General features: G+C 73.6%; 14 protein-coding genes. 3 read left to right on the top strand and 11 right to left on the bottom strand.

Annotation, left to right across the window (positions count from 1 at the left end; genetic code table 11):
- Nucleotides 1-142 precede the first annotated feature (142 nt).
- From KZQ38_RS17360 to KZQ38_RS17350, 3 genes are all read right to left on the bottom strand, one after another.
- The gene (locus KZQ38_RS17360; protein ID WP_219443141.1) at nt 143-607 is read right to left on the bottom strand and encodes an LppU/SCO3897 family protein; all 465 of its coding nucleotides are present in this window, start codon (nt 605-607) and stop codon (nt 143-145) included.
- A 55-nt stretch (nt 608-662) separates the two neighbouring features.
- Entirely contained in the window at nt 663-1,796 is a 1,134-nt protein-coding gene (locus KZQ38_RS17355) for an LppU/SCO3897 family protein (protein ID WP_219443140.1), read from the bottom strand.
- Between the two features lie 69 nt (nt 1,797-1,865).
- A complete protein-coding gene (locus tag KZQ38_RS17350) occupies nt 1,866-2,453 on the bottom strand; it encodes an LppU/SCO3897 family protein (RefSeq protein ID WP_219443139.1) in 588 nt (195 codons plus the stop codon).
- Nucleotides 2,454-2,660: 207 nt separating this feature from the next.
- Between KZQ38_RS17350 and KZQ38_RS17345 the strand changes: the two genes are divergently transcribed.
- The 3 genes from KZQ38_RS17345 (at nt 2,661) to KZQ38_RS17335 (ending at nt 6,297) form a co-directional block, all read left to right on the top strand.
- On the top strand, nt 2,661-4,322 hold the full coding sequence (locus KZQ38_RS17345) for a DNA repair helicase XPB (protein ID WP_219443138.1): 1,662 nt from the start codon (nt 2,661-2,663) through the stop codon (nt 4,320-4,322).
- Nucleotides 4,323-4,377: 55 nt separating this feature from the next.
- Nucleotides 4,378-5,028 carry a hypothetical protein gene (locus KZQ38_RS17340; protein WP_219443137.1) on the top strand — a complete coding sequence of 217 codons (651 nt, stop codon included), beginning with the start codon at nt 4,378-4,380 and terminating at the stop codon, nt 5,026-5,028.
- A gap of 312 nt (nt 5,029-5,340) precedes the next feature.
- Nucleotides 5,341-6,297: an o-succinylbenzoate synthase gene (locus tag KZQ38_RS17335; RefSeq protein WP_219443136.1), complete on the top strand. Its 957-nt coding sequence runs from the start codon at nt 5,341-5,343 to the stop codon at nt 6,295-6,297.
- Nucleotides 6,298-6,938: 641 nt separating this feature from the next.
- Here KZQ38_RS17335 and KZQ38_RS17330 read toward each other — a convergent pair.
- The 8 genes from KZQ38_RS17330 to KZQ38_RS17295 form a co-directional block, all read right to left on the bottom strand.
- Nucleotides 6,939-8,042 carry a CapA family protein gene (locus KZQ38_RS17330; RefSeq protein WP_257901636.1) on the bottom strand — a complete coding sequence of 368 codons (1,104 nt, stop codon included), beginning with the start codon at nt 8,040-8,042 and terminating at the stop codon, nt 6,939-6,941.
- Entirely contained in the window at nt 8,027-8,614 is a 588-nt protein-coding gene (locus KZQ38_RS17325; protein WP_219443135.1) for an SRPBCC family protein, read from the bottom strand. Before KZQ38_RS17325 ends, KZQ38_RS17330 begins: the two co-directional genes overlap by 16 nt.
- Nucleotides 8,611-9,468: an FAD binding domain-containing protein gene (locus tag KZQ38_RS17320; protein ID WP_219443134.1), complete on the bottom strand. Its 858-nt coding sequence runs from the start codon at nt 9,466-9,468 to the stop codon at nt 8,611-8,613. Before KZQ38_RS17320 ends, KZQ38_RS17325 begins: the two co-directional genes overlap by 4 nt.
- A complete protein-coding gene (locus KZQ38_RS17315) occupies nt 9,465-11,831 on the bottom strand; it encodes a xanthine dehydrogenase family protein molybdopterin-binding subunit (RefSeq protein WP_219443133.1) in 2,367 nt (788 codons plus the stop codon). The genes KZQ38_RS17320 and KZQ38_RS17315 overlap by 4 nt, the downstream gene beginning before the upstream one ends.
- Entirely contained in the window at nt 11,828-12,298 is a 471-nt protein-coding gene (locus KZQ38_RS17310) for a (2Fe-2S)-binding protein (RefSeq protein ID WP_219443132.1), read from the bottom strand. The genes KZQ38_RS17315 and KZQ38_RS17310 overlap by 4 nt, the downstream gene beginning before the upstream one ends.
- Nucleotides 12,299-12,359: 61 nt before the next feature.
- Nucleotides 12,360-13,490 carry an XdhC family protein gene (locus KZQ38_RS17305; protein WP_219443131.1) on the bottom strand — a complete coding sequence of 377 codons (1,131 nt, stop codon included), beginning with the start codon at nt 13,488-13,490 and terminating at the stop codon, nt 12,360-12,362.
- Nucleotides 13,483-14,565, bottom strand: a complete 1,083-nt coding sequence (locus tag KZQ38_RS17300; protein WP_219443130.1) for a vWA domain-containing protein — start codon at nt 14,563-14,565, stop codon at nt 13,483-13,485. The genes KZQ38_RS17305 and KZQ38_RS17300 overlap by 8 nt, the downstream gene beginning before the upstream one ends.
- A complete protein-coding gene (locus KZQ38_RS17295) occupies nt 14,562-15,539 on the bottom strand; it encodes an AAA family ATPase (protein WP_219443129.1) in 978 nt (325 codons plus the stop codon). The genes KZQ38_RS17300 and KZQ38_RS17295 overlap by 4 nt, the downstream gene beginning before the upstream one ends.
- Between the last annotated feature and the right edge of the window lie 6 nt (nt 15,540-15,545).

Genomic DNA, 15,545 nt, shown 5'->3' with positions numbered 1-15,545 from the left:
TACCGCCGGGAGGCTCGCGGGCGCAGCGAATTCGGCAGGTCGGAGCCGGTTCACCGGCTGGCGGCGAGAGGCGGATCAGCCGATCTGAGCGGCCACGCGGCGCCGAGCGGACTGCCGGGAGCGCGGCGGCGCGGCGAGCCGTTCAGCGCGACGGGTTGGCTCGGGACAGGCAGAAGGTGACCCGGGGTTCCGGGTAGGTGAGGGTCCGGTCGTCACCGCAGGCGGCGGTGCCGTGGGCGGCTTTGACCACCTTCACCGCGTCGGCCTCGGTGCAGTCGACCTTGCGCACACCGGCCTCGCGGTCCTGCCGGTAGCAGCCGCCCTCGACGAAGTTCGGCATCAGGCACAGCGTCACCGAGGCCGAGTACGCCGCGTACGGCGCGCCGCCCCGGGGGCACGCGGCCTCGTTCTCGACGACCTTGGCGACCTTCACGTTCGCCCGCTCGACCCCGCAGTCGAGGGCCTCGTACCGGGCTTGCGCGGCCTGCCCCGTGACGCTCGCGCACTCACCCGGCCGCGGGTGGTCCTCCTGGCCGATCAGGCTCCACGCGTACCCGCCCAGCACCACGGCGGCGACCGCGCCGATGACCCACCCGATCTTCCGCACGGACAGGCATATCGGCACGGCCGCGTGCCCGGTTGAGCGGGTTCACCGCATGTGGTTACAGCTCAGCGGGTGCCAGGCAGTACGTGATGGCCGGCTCCGGGTACGACATGCCGGCGCTGTCCGGGCACTGCGCCAGGTCCGTCGAGTCGTTGATGACCTTGGTCACCTTGAACGCATCAGTTCCCACGCACTCGCCCTTGGCGAACCCGACACCCTCGTCCGGCTTGTAGCAGGCGCCCTCGACCATGTTGGGCAGCAGGCACAGCTTGTAGCCGTCGCCGACGCTCGACGTCGGGGACACCTCCGTGTACAGGCCCTCCTCCGGGCACATGGATTCGGCCTGGTCGAGCACCTTGCCGACCTTGAACGACGCCTTGTCGTCACCGCAGTCGAGCGTCTGGACGTCGGCGCGGTCGTTGTTCTGGCCGCTGAGGCTCACGCAGTCGCCCGCCGACGCGGCGGCGTTGTTGGTGACGAAGTACCGGATGCCGAAGAAACCGCCCACCGCCACCACGATGGCCAGCAGGACCAGCACGGCCTTCTTCCCCGCACCGCCCGCGTCCCGGGCGGGCTCGGCTTCGGTGTCCTCGTCGGGGTTGACCAGGTAACGCTGACCCGCGCCGGTGGCGGAGGCGGCAGCGCCGGGCTGCGCGGTGCCGTCCGGCTGCGCGACGGCAGGACTCCCGGCGGCGGGGCTGGAGGGATCGGACTGCGTGGCGGCGCTTCCCGCGGCCGACGGGGTGGCGGCCGGGGCACCGGCATCGGGCTGCGCGGCACCTCCAGCGGCCGACTGCGCGGCCGGGGCACCGGCGTCAGGCTGCGCGGCGGCACCTCCGGCGGCCGACCGCGCGGCGGCCGAGGCATCGGTGTCGGGCTGCGCAGCGGCACCTCCGGCAGCCGACTGCGCGGCGGCCGAGGCATCGGCGCCGGGCTGCGCGGCGGCCGGGGCAGCGGCGTCAGGCTGCGCGGCGGCACCCCCAGCGGCCGACTGGGCGGCGGCCGAGGCATCGGCATCAGGCTGCGCGGCGGCGCTTTCGGCGGGTGGCTGCGAGGCGGTCCGGGGTTCGGTGGTGGGTGCCGGCTTCGGGGCGTTGGGATCTGCTGCCCCGGCGGCGGGGGTGGCCTGGCCGCCGGCCTGGGACTTCGGCTCGGGCGCGTCCTCGGCGGGCTGGTTCGGCTCGTTGCTCATGATCATCCTCGCTGGACGGGTGCGCGTGACGAACACAGACGGTATCGGCACGCACACCCGTCCCGGCGATCAGGCGCTCTCGGCCGGTGCGAAGCAGAACGTCTGCTTCGGCTCCGAGAAGGTCATCGGCGCGCCGTCGGTGCACGCCGACTCGTCCGCGCTGCCCTTGACCAGCTTGACCAGCTTCATCACGCCCGACTTGCCGCAGTCCACGGGCGGGTAGCCGACGGTGCTGGAGTTGTCCAGCTCGTAGCAGGAGCCTTCCTTCAGGTTCGGCACCAGGCACAGCTTCGAGTCGGGGCCGCGGCGGGCGGTCTCGGTGTACTCGTCGTAGTAGTCGGTGCCGCACGACTCGGACAGCGAGCCGAGCACCTTGCCGATCGTGTAGTTCGCCTCGGACGAGCCGCAGTCGACCGTCTTGAAGTCCGGCTTGCTGGGCGTGCCGGTGAGGCTCGCGCACTCGCCCGCCTTGGACTGCGCGGCGTCGCTGGTGAAGTAGTTGAAGCCGTACACGACCAGCGCCGCGACCACGATGCCGGCCAGCGTGGTCAGGATCCGCACCACGAGGCTCTTCTTCTTCGGCGCGGCGGGTTCCGGCTGCTGCTGCGGCGGCGGGGGCGGGAAGTTGGGGGTGGGCGCGGGCGCGTCCGTGCTCATGATGACCTTCGTTCCAGTAATCGGGGACCCCGCCGGTTGCGCGCTGGCGCAGGCGAGGCAGGGCACGCTATCCGTTGCTCCAACCGGGTGTACGCGGCTTTACCGAACCGAGTCCATGTGCTTTCCGTGCACGTGCGGGCACTTTCAGTCGCCGACTTGCACCCGGTTGGAACACTGGAGGTACGCCAACGACAGGAGTGCGTTCTCGTGACCGACGGCCCACTGATCGTCCAGTCGGACAAGACCCTGCTGCTGGAGGTCGACCACCCGCTGTCGGACGACGCGCGCACCGCCATCGCGCCGTTCGCCGAGCTGGAGCGCGCCCCCGAGCACGTCCACACCTACCGCGTCACCCCGCTCGCGCTGTGGAACGCCCGCGCCGCCGGGCACGACGCCGAGCAGGTGGTGGACGCCCTGGTCCGCTTCTCCCGCTACCCGGTGCCGCAGCCGTTGCTGGTGGACGTGGTGGACACCATGGGTCGTTACGGCCGGCTCCAGCTCGCCAACCACCCCGCGCACGGCCTGGTGCTGAACTCCCTGGACCGCGCGGTGCTGGAAGAGGTGCTGCGGAACAAGAAGATCAAGCCCATGCTGGGCGAGCGGATCGACGACGACACCGTCGTCGTGCACCCCAGCGAACGCGGTCGGCTCAAGCAGACGCTGCTCAAGGTCGGCTGGCCGGCCGAGGACCTGGCGGGCTACGTGGACGGCGAGGCGCACCCCATCGACCTGGTGGAGGACGGCTGGCGGCTGCGCGACTACCAGCGGCTCGCCGCGCAGGCGTTCTGGGCGGGCGGCTCGGGCGTGGTGGTGCTGCCGTGCGGCGCGGGCAAGACGCTGGTCGGCGCGGCGGCCATGGCGGAGGCGGGCGCGACCACGCTGATCCTGGTCACGAACACCGTCGCGGGACGGCAGTGGAAGCGGGAGCTGGTGGCCCGCACGTCGCTCACCGAGGACGAGATCGGCGAATACTCGGGTGAGCGCAAGGAGATCCGCCCCGTCACCATCGCCACCTACCAGGTGATCACCCGCAAGTCGAAGGGCGAGTACAAGCACCTGGAGCTGTTCGACTCCCGCGACTGGGGCCTGATCGTCTACGACGAGGTGCACCTGCTGCCCGCCCCGGTGTTCCGGATGACCGCCGACCTCCAGTCCCGGCGACGGCTCGGGCTGACCGCGACCCTGGTCCGCGAGGACGGCCAGGAGGGCGACGTCTTCTCGCTCATCGGGCCCAAGCGGTACGACGTGCCGTGGCGCGACATCGAGGCGCAGGGCTGGATCGCGCCCGCCGAGTGCACCGAGGTCCGGGTGACGCTCACCGACAACGAGCGGCTGGAGTACGCGACGGCCGAGCCGGAGGAGCGGTACAAGCTGTGCTCCACGGCCCGCACGAAGCTGCCCGTCGTGCGCGCGATCCTCGACCGGCACCCCGACGAGCCCACGTTGGTGATCGGCGCGTACCTCGACCAGTTGGAATCGCTGGGCGAGGCGCTGGACGCGCCGGTGATCCAGGGCTCCACCAAGAACAAGGAGCGCGAGGCGTTGTTCGACCGCTTCCGGCGGGGTGAGCTGCGGACGTTGGTGGTGTCGAAGGTGGCGAACTTCTCCATCGACCTCCCGGAGGCGTCGGTCGCGGTGCAGGTGTCGGGCACGTTCGGGTCACGTCAGGAGGAGGCGCAGCGGCTCGGGCGGCTGCTGCGGCCCAAGGGCGACGGGCGGCAGGCGCACTTCTACTCGGTGGTGGCGCGGGACACGCTCGACACCGACTACGCGGCGCACCGGCAGCGGTTCCTCGCGGAGCAGGGTTACGCGTACCGGATCGTGGACGCGGACGACCTGCTCGGCCCGAAACTGCCGGAAGTCGGGTGACGTCGGCGCGCTAGGTTGATCACCTGACATCGGTCCCCGGCGAATCGGGTGGGACATGACGGTGGTCGTGCGGCTCAAGCCGGAACCGCGCTGGTGGGTGTGGCGACCGGGTGCGGACCGGGCCCCGGCGGTCCGGCTGGCCCGGCGGCGGGTTCACCGGGCGCGGGCACGTGTGTGGCCGGCCGTCGCGGTGCCGGCGGCCGTGGTGGTCGTGGTCCTCGCGCCCGGCTGGTGGATGGCGCTCGGCGTGGTGCCGCTGGTGCTCGCGGGCGTGGTCCTGCTGTTGCCGCAACGGGTTTCGGACCTGGACGTGGTGCTCGCCGCGTCGGATCGGGACGTGGTGCACGACGGGATGTTCGCCGACGTGGCGCAGCGGCGGCGGGCGCGGCGGCTGTGCGAGCACTTCCTGGCGGTGCGCGAGAACGCCGACCCGGCGCGGGTCGCGCGGGTGGAGGTCCTGTTGTGGCGGGCGCTGGTGGCGTTGCGGGACAGCCTGGCGGTGCGGGCGGAGCTGGCGCGCACCGACAACCGGCCGGGGTTGGCGGCGGCGCTCGCCGAGTCGACCCGCGGCCTAGCCGAGCTGGACCGGCGGGTGGACGAGTTCGACGCCGCGTTGCGCATCGCCGTGGAGGAGTCGGACCAGGGGTCGGACCCCGGGTCGGCGGCGAGGGCACTGCGCCGAGTCGCCGCCCTCGACCCGCTGTGACCTAGGCTCCCGGGGGTGTTCGCGGGTTGAGGACCGGTCGGGCGGTGACGCGCGGTGTGGCCGGGGCTCGGGGGTGTTCGCGGTCGAGGACCGGCCGGGCGGTGACGCGCGGGCTGTGGCCGGGGTTCCGGGGGGCGCGGGCCGAGGGCCAGCTGGGCGGCGGCGCGCGAGCTGTGGCCGGGGTTCCGGGGGGCGCGGGCCGAGGACCGGCTGGGCGGTGGCGCGCGAGTTGTGGCAGGGGCTCCCAGGGGAGTTCGCGGATCGAGGACCGGTCGGGTCGTGGCGCGCGGGCTGTGACCTAGGCTCCCGGGGGTGTTCGTCTACTCGATCCCCATGCGCAACCGGTTCCGCGGCATCACCGTCCGGGAGGGCGTCCTGGTGGAGGGGCCGCGTGGGTGGGGCGAGTTCTGCGCGTTCCTGGACTACTCGGACGTCGAGTGCGTGCCGTGGTTGGCGTGCGCGACGGAGGCCGCCGAGCACGGTTGGCCCGCACCGGTTCGCGATCGCGTGCCGGTGAACTGCACGGTGCCCGTGGTGTCGCCGGAGCGGGCGCACGAGATCGTTACCGCGTCGGGGTGTGCGACGGCCAAGGTGAAGGTCGCCGACCCGGGTGCCGCGTTGGCCGATGACGTGGAGCGGGTGGCCGCGGTGCGGGATGCGCTCGGGCCTTCGGGTGCGGTGCGGGTGGACGCGAATGCCGCTTGGGACGTGGACACGGCGGTGCGGGCGATTCGCGAACTGGACCGCGCGGCGGGCGGGCTGGAGTACGTGGAGCAGCCTTGCCCGTCGATCGAGGAGTTGGCCGCGGTGCGGCGGCGGGTGGACGTGCGGATCGCGGCCGACGAGTCGATCCGGCGTGCGGAGGACCCGTTGAGGGTCGCGGTTGCCGGGGCGGCGGACCTGGCGGTGATCAAGGTCGCCCCGTTGGGCGGGGTGCGGCGGGCGCTGGAGGTGGCCGAGGCCGCTGGGTTGCCGTGCGTGGTGTCGTCGGCGGTGGAGACGTCGGTGGGGATGGCGGCCGGGTTGGCGTTGGCCGGGGCGCTGCCGGAGTTGGACTTCGCGTGCGGGCTGGGCACGCTGTCGTTGTTGGACGGTGACGTGGTCGACGACTCGTTGCGCCCCGTGGACGGCTGGTTGCCGGTGCCCGCGCAGCCGCCCGTGCCGGTGCGGCGGGAGGAGTTCGCGGCGGACCCGGCTACCACGCGGCGGTGGGAGGAGCGGGTGGCGCGGGTGCTCGCCGAGTCGGGTACCCGCCCGCACTGGCTCTGACCCGGTGGGCCGCCCTGGGCAGGGCGAGCGGGGGCAGAGCAAGCGGCGCGAGGCCGCCCTGGGCAGGGCGAGCGGGACGAGCGCGGTCCTGGGGGGCGAGCGGAGCGAGGCCGAGCGCCAGCCGGGGGCGGGCCTGGGGGCGAGCGAAGCAAGGGCGAGCGCCGGCCGGGGGGCGAGCGGGGCCGGGGGCGTGCGGGGGCCGCGGGCGATGGGGCGGGGCGGCGAGTCGGCGCGTCGCGAAGGCGGACGGCCCGATGCGGGGCGAGCAAGTGCGTTCGGGTGGCAGGTGGACCGGCCGATGCGGTCAGGGCTGGCCGGTGTGGGGCGGCCGGGCGGTGCGGAGCGGCCGGGCGGTGCGGAGCGGCCGAGGTGGGCGGGGCGGTGTCGGCGGGCAGGCCGATGTGGCAAGGGTCGGTGCGGGTGCCCGTGGGTGCTGCTCGGCGTGATCTCGGCGGCTCCCTGTAGCAGCGTGGGCCGAGGAGGTGTGGTGGCGTCCGCCGACCACCGGGGCCACCGGATCCGGCCCCACGACCATCCTCCCACGAACACCCGTTCCAATGGATCACACGATTCGGTGATCACGACCGCCTTTGATCAGGGCCGCGCCGATCAAGGTCGTGGCCGATCAAGGTCGTGGCTGATCAGGGCCGCGTCAAGCCCTCGACGCCGAGGCTGCGCACCACCCCGTCCGTCCGGTTCAACGCCTCGGTGCGCCGGGGCGTCGGGTCCGCCCGGGTCAGGTCCACGACCCGGATCGGCGGCCCGAACTCGATCATCGTCGGCACGTAGGACGCGCTCTCCACGGCCCACCCCGCGGCGCCCTTCACGAACTTGAAGCGGGTCACGATGCCTTCTTCCGTGATTCCCCTCGGTTCCGAATGGCGTGCCACCTCGTTGCCCATGCCGTACACCACCCACTTGCCGTTGATCCGGTCGATCGGCTGCACGGCGTGCACGTGGGTGCCGATGATCAAATCCACCGCCGGGTCGCCCAGCACGGCCTCGGCCAGCGCCCGCTGCTCCTCCGTCACCTCGTGCTGGTACTCGGCACCCCAGTGCAGGCTCGCCACGACGACCTCCGCACCCGCCTCCCGCGCCGCACGCGCCGCCGCCAGCACCCCCTCCGCGGACAGCTCGTTCGCCATCCACGGCTCCGGCAACGGGATGCCGTTGAAGCCGTACGTGAACGACACGTGCCCGACACGCACACCACCCACGTCGTACAGCACGGGCGTCGCCGCCTCCTCCGGCGAGCGGAACGAGCCGGTGTGGCGCAGGCCGGCCGCGTCGAGCGCGTCCAGCGTGGTCCGGATGGCACCCGGCTCGCGGTCCAGCGTGTGGTTGGACGCCGTGGAGCACCCGTCGTAGCCGATGGTCTTCAACGCGGTCGCCACCTCCGGCGGCGCGCTGAACGCCGGGTAGCCGTAGGTCGGCTCGCCGGGCGCGGACAGCGGCGTCTCCAGGTGGCAGAGCGACAGGTCGGCGTCCACGGCGGGGCGGAGGCCGTCCAGGATCTTCGTGAAATCACGCGGCCCGTCCTGGTCGGCCTGCTCGGTGAGCAGCGGGTGGACGAGGATGTCGCCGCCCGCCGCCAGCGTGAACGACGGCGGCGGCGGTGCGGTGGTGGGCGGCGGCAGGCGCGAGGTGGTCAGCACGACCGGCGAGCCGGTGCACGCCGCCGTCACGCAGGCGACCAGCGACAACGCCGCCAGCCGCCCGCCACGCCGGCTCAGCGCCGCCGCCAACGCCGCACCAGCACCACCAGGACGACCGCCGCCACGACCGGCAGCAAGCGCTTGAGCACCGGCACGCCGGCGGTGTCCACCAGGTCCACGGCCTCGACAACGGGAGGAGGGTTCACCTCCTCAGCCTCCCCCGTGCCGAGGCCGCTCGCCAAGCACTCCGCGAACTGCCCCACGAGTTTGCCGCTGACCTCGCTGATCAGGCCGCGCCCGAGCTGCGCCGGCCGCCCGGTGACGGTCAGGTCCGTCACCACCGACACCCCGGTGCCGCCGTCGGCCGGCGTCAGCGCCACGGACACGGTCGCCGACGCGGTGCCGTTCCCCCGGCTGTCCTTCCCGGACGCCTTGATGACCGCCGCGTGCACGTCCTCGGCGACCGACGTGAACTCACCCCGCCCCTTGTACAGCAGGGTGACCGGCCCGAGCTTGACCTTCACCGTCCCGGTGAACGACCGCCCGTCCACCCCGGTGAGGGTGGCTCCGGGCATGCAGGGCGCGACCTTCTCCGGGTCGAGCAACGCCGCCCACACCTCCCCCACGGGCGCGGGAACGGTGAACGCGTGCTCCAGCCTCATGCGTCGCTCACCGCCGCGGTCACGGCCCGTTCGGTCAGCACACGGGCCAGATGGGTGCGGTACTCGGCATCGGCGTTGCCATCGGTCACCGGGTCGGTGCCCTCGGCCGCACGGGCGGCGGCGGCGCGGATCGCCTCGGCGGTCGCGGGTTCCCCGGTCAACGCCTCCTCCACGCCACGTGCCCGCACCGGGGTCGGCCCCATGTTGGTCAACGCGACCCGTGCCTGCTCGACGACGCCGTCGACGACCTTCACCGCCGCCGCGACCGCCACGATCGACCACGCCTGCGCGACGCGGCTGAACTTCTCGTAACGCGCACCCCAGCCGGTCAGCTTCGGCACGCGCACGTGGGTGAGCAGTTCGCCCGGCTCCAGGGCGGTGGTGAAGTAGTCGGTGAAGAACTCGGCCGCCGGCACCTCCCGCGTCCCGGCCGGCCCGGTGCACCGCAGCACGGCGTCCAGGGCGAGGACGGGCGCGAGCAGGTCGCCCGCCGGGTCGGCGTGGGCGAGCGCGCCGCCGAGCGTGCCGCGGTGCCGGATCTGCGGGTCGGCGACGGTGTCGGTGGCCAGGCGCAGCAACGCGGCGTGCTCCCGGACGTGCGGGTCGCGTTGCACCTCGTGGTGCGTGGTGAGCGCGCCGATGAGCAGCGAGTCGCCGTCGTCGTGCACGCCCGCCAGTTCGGTCAGCCGGGACAGGTCCACCACCAGCGTCGGCGCCGCGAGCCGCAGCCGCAGCACCGGCAGCAGGCTCTGCCCGCCCGCGATCGCCTTGGCGTCCTCGCCACCCGCCACCAGCGCGCGCACCGCTTCGTCCACCGTGGACGGCGCGGTGTAGTCGAACGCCGCGGGGATCACGCCGCACCTCCCCGCAACGCCTTCCACACGCGCATCGGGGTGCACGGCATCTCCACGTCGCGAACCCCCAAATGCCGCAACGCGTCCACGACCGCGTTCACCACAGCCGGCGTCGACGCGATGGTGCCCGCCTCGCCGACTCCCTTGACGCCCAACGGGTTCGTGTCCGCCGGTGTCTCGGTGCGGTCCGTGGTGAACCAGGGCAGGTCGACCGCCGACGGCAGCAGGTAGTCGGCCAACGTCGCCGTGGTCAGCGTGCCGCCCTCGTCGTGCACGGCCTCCTCGAACAACGCCTGCGCGATGCCCTGCGCGAGACCTCCGTGCACCTGCCCTTCCACGATCATCGGGTTCACCACCTTGCCCACGTCGTCCACGCACACGTACGACCGGATCACCACCCGTCCGGTCTCCGTGTCGACCTCCACGGCGCACAAGTGCGTGCCGTGCGGGTAGGAGAAGTTGTCCGGGTCGAACGTCGCCTCCGCGTCCAGTCCGGGTTCCACGCCGTCGGGCAGGTTGTGCGCGACGTGCGCCGCCACCACCACCTCGCCCAACGACATGGACGTGGCCGTGCCGCGCACGGCGAACGTGCCCGCGGTGAACTCGACGTCGTCCGGCGAGCACTCCATCAGGTGCGCCGCCACGGTGCGTGCCTTCGCCAGCACCTTGTCCGCCGCCAGCACGACGGCCGTGCCGCCGACCGCGAGCGACCGCGACCCGTAGCTGTCCATGCCGCGGTGCGCGACCCGTGTGTCGCCGTGCAGCACCTCGACGTCCTCGAACGGCACACCGAGCCGGTCGGCGACGATCTGGCTCCACGCCGTCACGTGCCCCTGTCCGTGCGGCGAGGTGCCGGTGATCAGCTCCACCTTGCCGGTGGGCAGCACCCGGATCGCCGCGTGCTCCCAGCCACCGGCCCCGTACCGCAACGCGCCGAGCACCCGTGACGGCGCGAGGCCGCACATCTCGGTGTAGGTGGAGACGCCGATGCCGAGCTGCACGGTGTCGTGGTCGGCACGTCGCCGCGCCTGCTCGGCACGCAGCTCGTCGTAGCCGAACAGCTCCACGGCCCGCGCGGTGGCGGCTTCGTAGTCGCCGGTGTCGTACGTGAGGCCGGCGACGGTGGTGAAGGGGAACTCGTCGTGCCGGATCCAGTTGCGGCGGCGCAGTTCCAGCGGGTCCACGCCGAGTTCGGCGGCCAGCTCGTCCATGATCCGCTCGATGGCGAACGTGGCCTCCGGCCGACCCGCGCCCCGGTACGCGTCGGTGGGCACCTTGTTGGTGAACACGTTCGTGCACGTGAAGCGGTAGGCGGGGAACTTGTAGATGGCGTTGTACATGAACGCGCCGAGGATCGGCACGCCCGGCGTGATCAACCGCAGGTACGCGCCCATGTCGGCGAGCAGGTCGACCTTGAGGCCCGTGACGGTGCCGTCGCGGCGGGCCGCGACGGTGATCCGCTGGAGCTGGTCGCGCCCGTGGTGGCCGGACAGCATGGACTCGGTGCGCGACTCGGTCCACTTCACCGGCTTGCCGAGCCGCCGCGCCACCAGCAGCGTCAGCACCTCCTCGGGCGTGACCTGGAGCTTGCCGCCGAAACCGCCGCCCACGTCGGGCGCGATCACCCGCAGCTTGTGCTCCGGGATGCCGAGCACCGCGGACAGCATCCAGCGCAGGATGTGCGGCACCTGCGTGGCCGACCACAGGGTCGCCGAGTCGGGGCCGGGGTCGACCACCACCGAGCGGGGCTCCATGAACGCGGGTATCAGCCGCTGCTGGCGGAACGTGCGCTCGACGACGACCTCCGCTTCGGCGATCGCGGCGGTCGCGTCGCCGCCGGTGCCCGCCTCGGCGGAGTCGAACACCCAGGTGGCGGACTTGTTGGTGCCCAGGTCGGGGTGCACGAGGTCCGCGCCGTCGGCGACGGCGGCGGTGAGGTCGAGCACCACCGGCAGGTCCTCGTAGTCCACGTCGATCGCGGCGAGCGCGTCCTGCGCCTCCTCCGGGGTGCGCGCCACCACCGCGGCGACCACCTCGCCCGCGAAGTTCACCTCGTCCACGGCGATGGACGGCGCGGGCGGTGCGAGCATGTCCTCGGTGATCGGCCACGCGCACGGCAGGCTGCCCTGCTCGGCGGCGAGGTCCGCGCCGGTCAGCACCTCCAGCACGCCGGGCAGCCGGACGGCCTCGGTGGTGTCGACCGACGTGATCCGGGCGTGCGCGACGGGGCTGCGCAGCACGGCGAGGTGCAGCATCCCCGGCAGCCGGATGTTGTCGGTCCACCGGGTCGCGCCGGTGATCAGCCGCGCGTCCTCCTTGCGCCGCCGGGCCCGCCCGACCTCGGGTTCGACCGCGGCCGTCATCGCGTGCCGCCCAGGCGGCGTGCGGCGTCGCGGACCGCGTGGACGATGTTCTGGTAGCCGGTGCAGCGGCAGAGGTTGCCCTCCAGGCCGTGCCGCACGGCGTCCTCGTCCGGGTCGGGGTCCTCCGCGAGCAGGTCGATCGCCTGCATGATCATGCCGGGGGTGCAGAAACCGCACTGGAGCGCGTGGTTCTCGTGGAACGCCTGCTGCACCGGGTGCAGCTCGCCGCCGTCGGCCAGGCCCTCGACGGTGGTCACCGCGCGGCCGTCCGCCTGGACGGCCAGGACGGAGCACGACTTCACGCTGCGGCCGTCCAGGTGGACGGTGCACGCGCCGCAGTTGCTGGTGTCGCAGCCGACGACGGTGCCGGTCTTGCCGAGTCGGTCGCGGAGGTGGTGGACCAGCAGCGTGCGGGGCTCGACCTCGTCGCTGTAGTTCACCCCGTCCACGGTGACGGTGATCCGCATGAACCCTCCAAGCATGTGGTGGTGATGGGGGTCACAAACGAGCGTGCTACCACTTGTCCCGTCAAACAACTCCAGCCTGCCGGCCGGTGCGGTGGATGGCGCCCGCCATCGCGGTGAGCCGACCGCCACCGCCGCCCCAGCGCAGCGCGATGACCTCGGCGGCGATCGACACCGCCGTCTCCTCCGGGGTCCGCGCGCCCAGGTCGAGGCCGATCGGCGACGACAGCCCGGCCAGTTCGTCCTCGGTCAGCCCCGCCTCGCGCAGGCGGCGCAGCCGGTCCTCGTGGGTACGGCGCGAGCCCATCGCGCCCACATAGCCGAGGTCGAGCCGCAACGCGACCTCCAGCAGCGGCACGTCGAACTTCGGGTCGTGGGTCAGCACGGCGACCACCGTGCGGCCGTCCAGCCTCCCGGCGTCCGCCTGCTGCCGCAGGTAGCGGTGCGGCCAGTCCACCACCACCTCGTCCGCCTCCGGGAACCGGCTGCGGGTCGCGAACACCGGGCGCGCGTCGCACACCGTCACCCGGTAGCCGAGGAACGCGCCGAGCCGCGCCATCGCCGCGGCGAAGTCGATCGCGCCGAACACCAGCAGCCGCGGTGGCGGTTCGAACGAGTTGACGAACACCGCCATGCCCTCGCCACGCCGCTGCCCGTCCGGGCCGTAGTGCAGGGTCGCCGAGCGGCCGGACGCGAGCAGGCCGCGCGCGTCGTCGGCGATCGCGTCCCGTGCCCGCGCGGACGGCACGTCGCCCGCAACCCGGTCCGGCCACACCACCAGCCGCCGACCGGCCCACTCCGGGTGCTCGACCACCGTGGCCACCGCCACCGGCTCCTCCGCGCGCACCGACGCCAGCACGTCCGGCAGCTCGGGGAACGTCGCCGCGGACACCGCCTCCACGTAGACGTCGATGATCCCGCCGCAGGTCAGGCCCACCGCGAACGCGTCGTCGTCACTCACCCCGTACCGCTGGAGCACCGGCGCGCCGGACGCCACGACGTCCTGCGCCAGCTCGTACACCGCGCCCTCGACGCACCCGCCGGACACCGAGCCGACCACCGCCCGGTCCGCGCCGACCAGCATCGCCGCGCCGGGCGGCCGGGGCGCGGAGCTGAACGTCGCCACCACGGTGCCGACGCCCACCACCTCGCCGTCCGCCACCCGGCGGGTGAGTTCCGGCAGCACGTCACGCACGTCCGACCTCCTCCAGCAGCAACGCCAGGGTCTCCAGGCTGTGCCCGGCCAGCAGCCGGTCCACGTGCGGCAGGACCACCGCGATACCGGACTGCACCGGGGCGTAACCGCCGCGGCCCACGTGCGGGTTGACCCACAGCACGCGGTGCGCCAGGCGCCGCAGCCGGGCGGCCTGCTCGCCGAGCAGCGCCGGGTCGCCCCGCTCCCAGCCGTCCGAGCACACCACCACGACCGCCCGCCGCGCCGCGCCCCGGCGGCCCCACCCGTCCAGGAACGCCCGCAACGCCTCGCCGAGCCGCGTGCCGCCCTCGAAGTCGGGCACCGCCCGTGCCGCCGCGGCCAGCGCCTGTTCGGGGTCGCGCCACCGCAGCTCCCGGGTGACGCGGGTGAGCCGCGTGCCGACTGTGAACACCTCCACCGGCATCCGACGCGCGACGACGTGCGCGAACCGCAGCAACGCGTCCGCGTAGGGCTTCATCGAGCCGGACACGTCCACCAGCAACACGACCTTGCGCGGTCGCACGGAGCGCCGCCGGTGCTTCGGCCGCACCGGTTCGCCGGCCGCGAGCCACGCCCGGAACGTGCGTCGCGGGTCGACCTCGCCACGCCGCGCGGGCCGCCTCCGCCGCGACCGCCGCACCGGTGGCACGGGCCGCAACACCGCCAGCAACTCCCGCAGGTGGGCCCGCTCGGCGGCGCTCAACGAGGCGATGTCCTTGCGCCGCAACACCTCCACGTCACTGGCCGCGACCGCCAACACTTGCGACCGCCCCGTGCCCGCGACCTCACCGCCCAACGCCGCGAGCGCCGACGCGCTCACCCCGCGCCGTACCGCGGGCGGTGCGGGCCGCCCGCCGAACCAGGCCGCGAACACCGCGTCGTACCGCGCCAGGTCGTCGGGTTCGGCGCACAACGCCACCCGGCCGGCCCAGTACACCCGGTCGGGACCCCCGACCCCGAGCACCTCGACCGCCGCGACGAACGCACCCACCCGCTCCGCGCCGCACGCCACCCCGGCCCGCCGCAACGCGTCGGCGAAGCCCACGAGCCCGGTCAACGGCCCGGCGTCGGTCACCCCCCGATTGTGCTACCCGGCGGCACGTCCAGCACACCCGCCGACAGGGCACGCCGCACGTCCTCCCGGTACTTCAGGACAGCACCCAGCGTGGCCGCCGCGGCGGGTGGGTCCAGGGTGGTCATACCCAGCGTGAGCAGGGCTTCCGCCCAGTCCAGGGTTTCCGCCACGCCCGGCGGCTTGATCAAGTCCAGGGTGCGCAACCGCCGCACGGTGGACGCCACCTGCTCCGCCAGGCGCTCGCCCACGCCGGGCAGCCGGCGGCGCACGATGGCGATCTCCCGGGCCAGGTCGGGGTGTTCCAGCCAGTGGTAGAGGCAGCGGCGCTTGAGGGCGTCGTGCAGTTCACGCGTGCGGTTCGAGGTGAGGACCACCAGGGGTGGGGTCTCGGCGCGCACGACGCCCAGTTCGGGGATGGTGACGGCGTGCTCGCCGAGCACCTCCAGCAGGAACGCCTCGAACTCGTCGTCGGCGCGGTCGACCTCGTCGACCAGCAGCACGCACGGCGCCTCCTCCAACGCGCGCAGCAGCGGCCGGGCGAGCAGGAACCGCCGGGTGTACAGGGACGCCTCGGCGCGCTCCACGTCCACCGGCCCGGCCGCCTCCAGCGCACGCAGGTGCAGCAGCTGCCGCGGGAAGTCCCAGTCGTAGAGGGCCTGCGCCGCGTCGATGCCCTCGTGGCACTGGAGCCGGATCAGCGGCAGCTCCAGCGCACGCGCCAGGGCGAGCGCGAGGGACGTCTTGCCGGTGCCCGGCTCGCCCTCGCAGAGCAGCGGGCGGCGCATCCGCCACGCCAGGAACGCCGCCGTGGCGACGCCCTGGTCCGGCAGGTAGCCGACGTGGTCCAGCCGGGCGGCGAGGTCGTCTGGCGTCACGGTCCGACCGTAGCGCCATCGGGGGCGGGTCCGGGGTGTACCCCGAGGCGGAGTCCAGGGTCCGCCCCCGATGTGCCGCGCCGCGTTGACCAGCACCATTGGGCC

Source organism: Saccharothrix obliqua (assembly GCF_019375475.1).
GTDB lineage: Bacteria > Actinomycetota > Actinomycetes > Mycobacteriales > Pseudonocardiaceae > Actinosynnema > Actinosynnema obliqua.
This window is presented reverse-complemented; position numbering and strand designations above follow the sequence as displayed.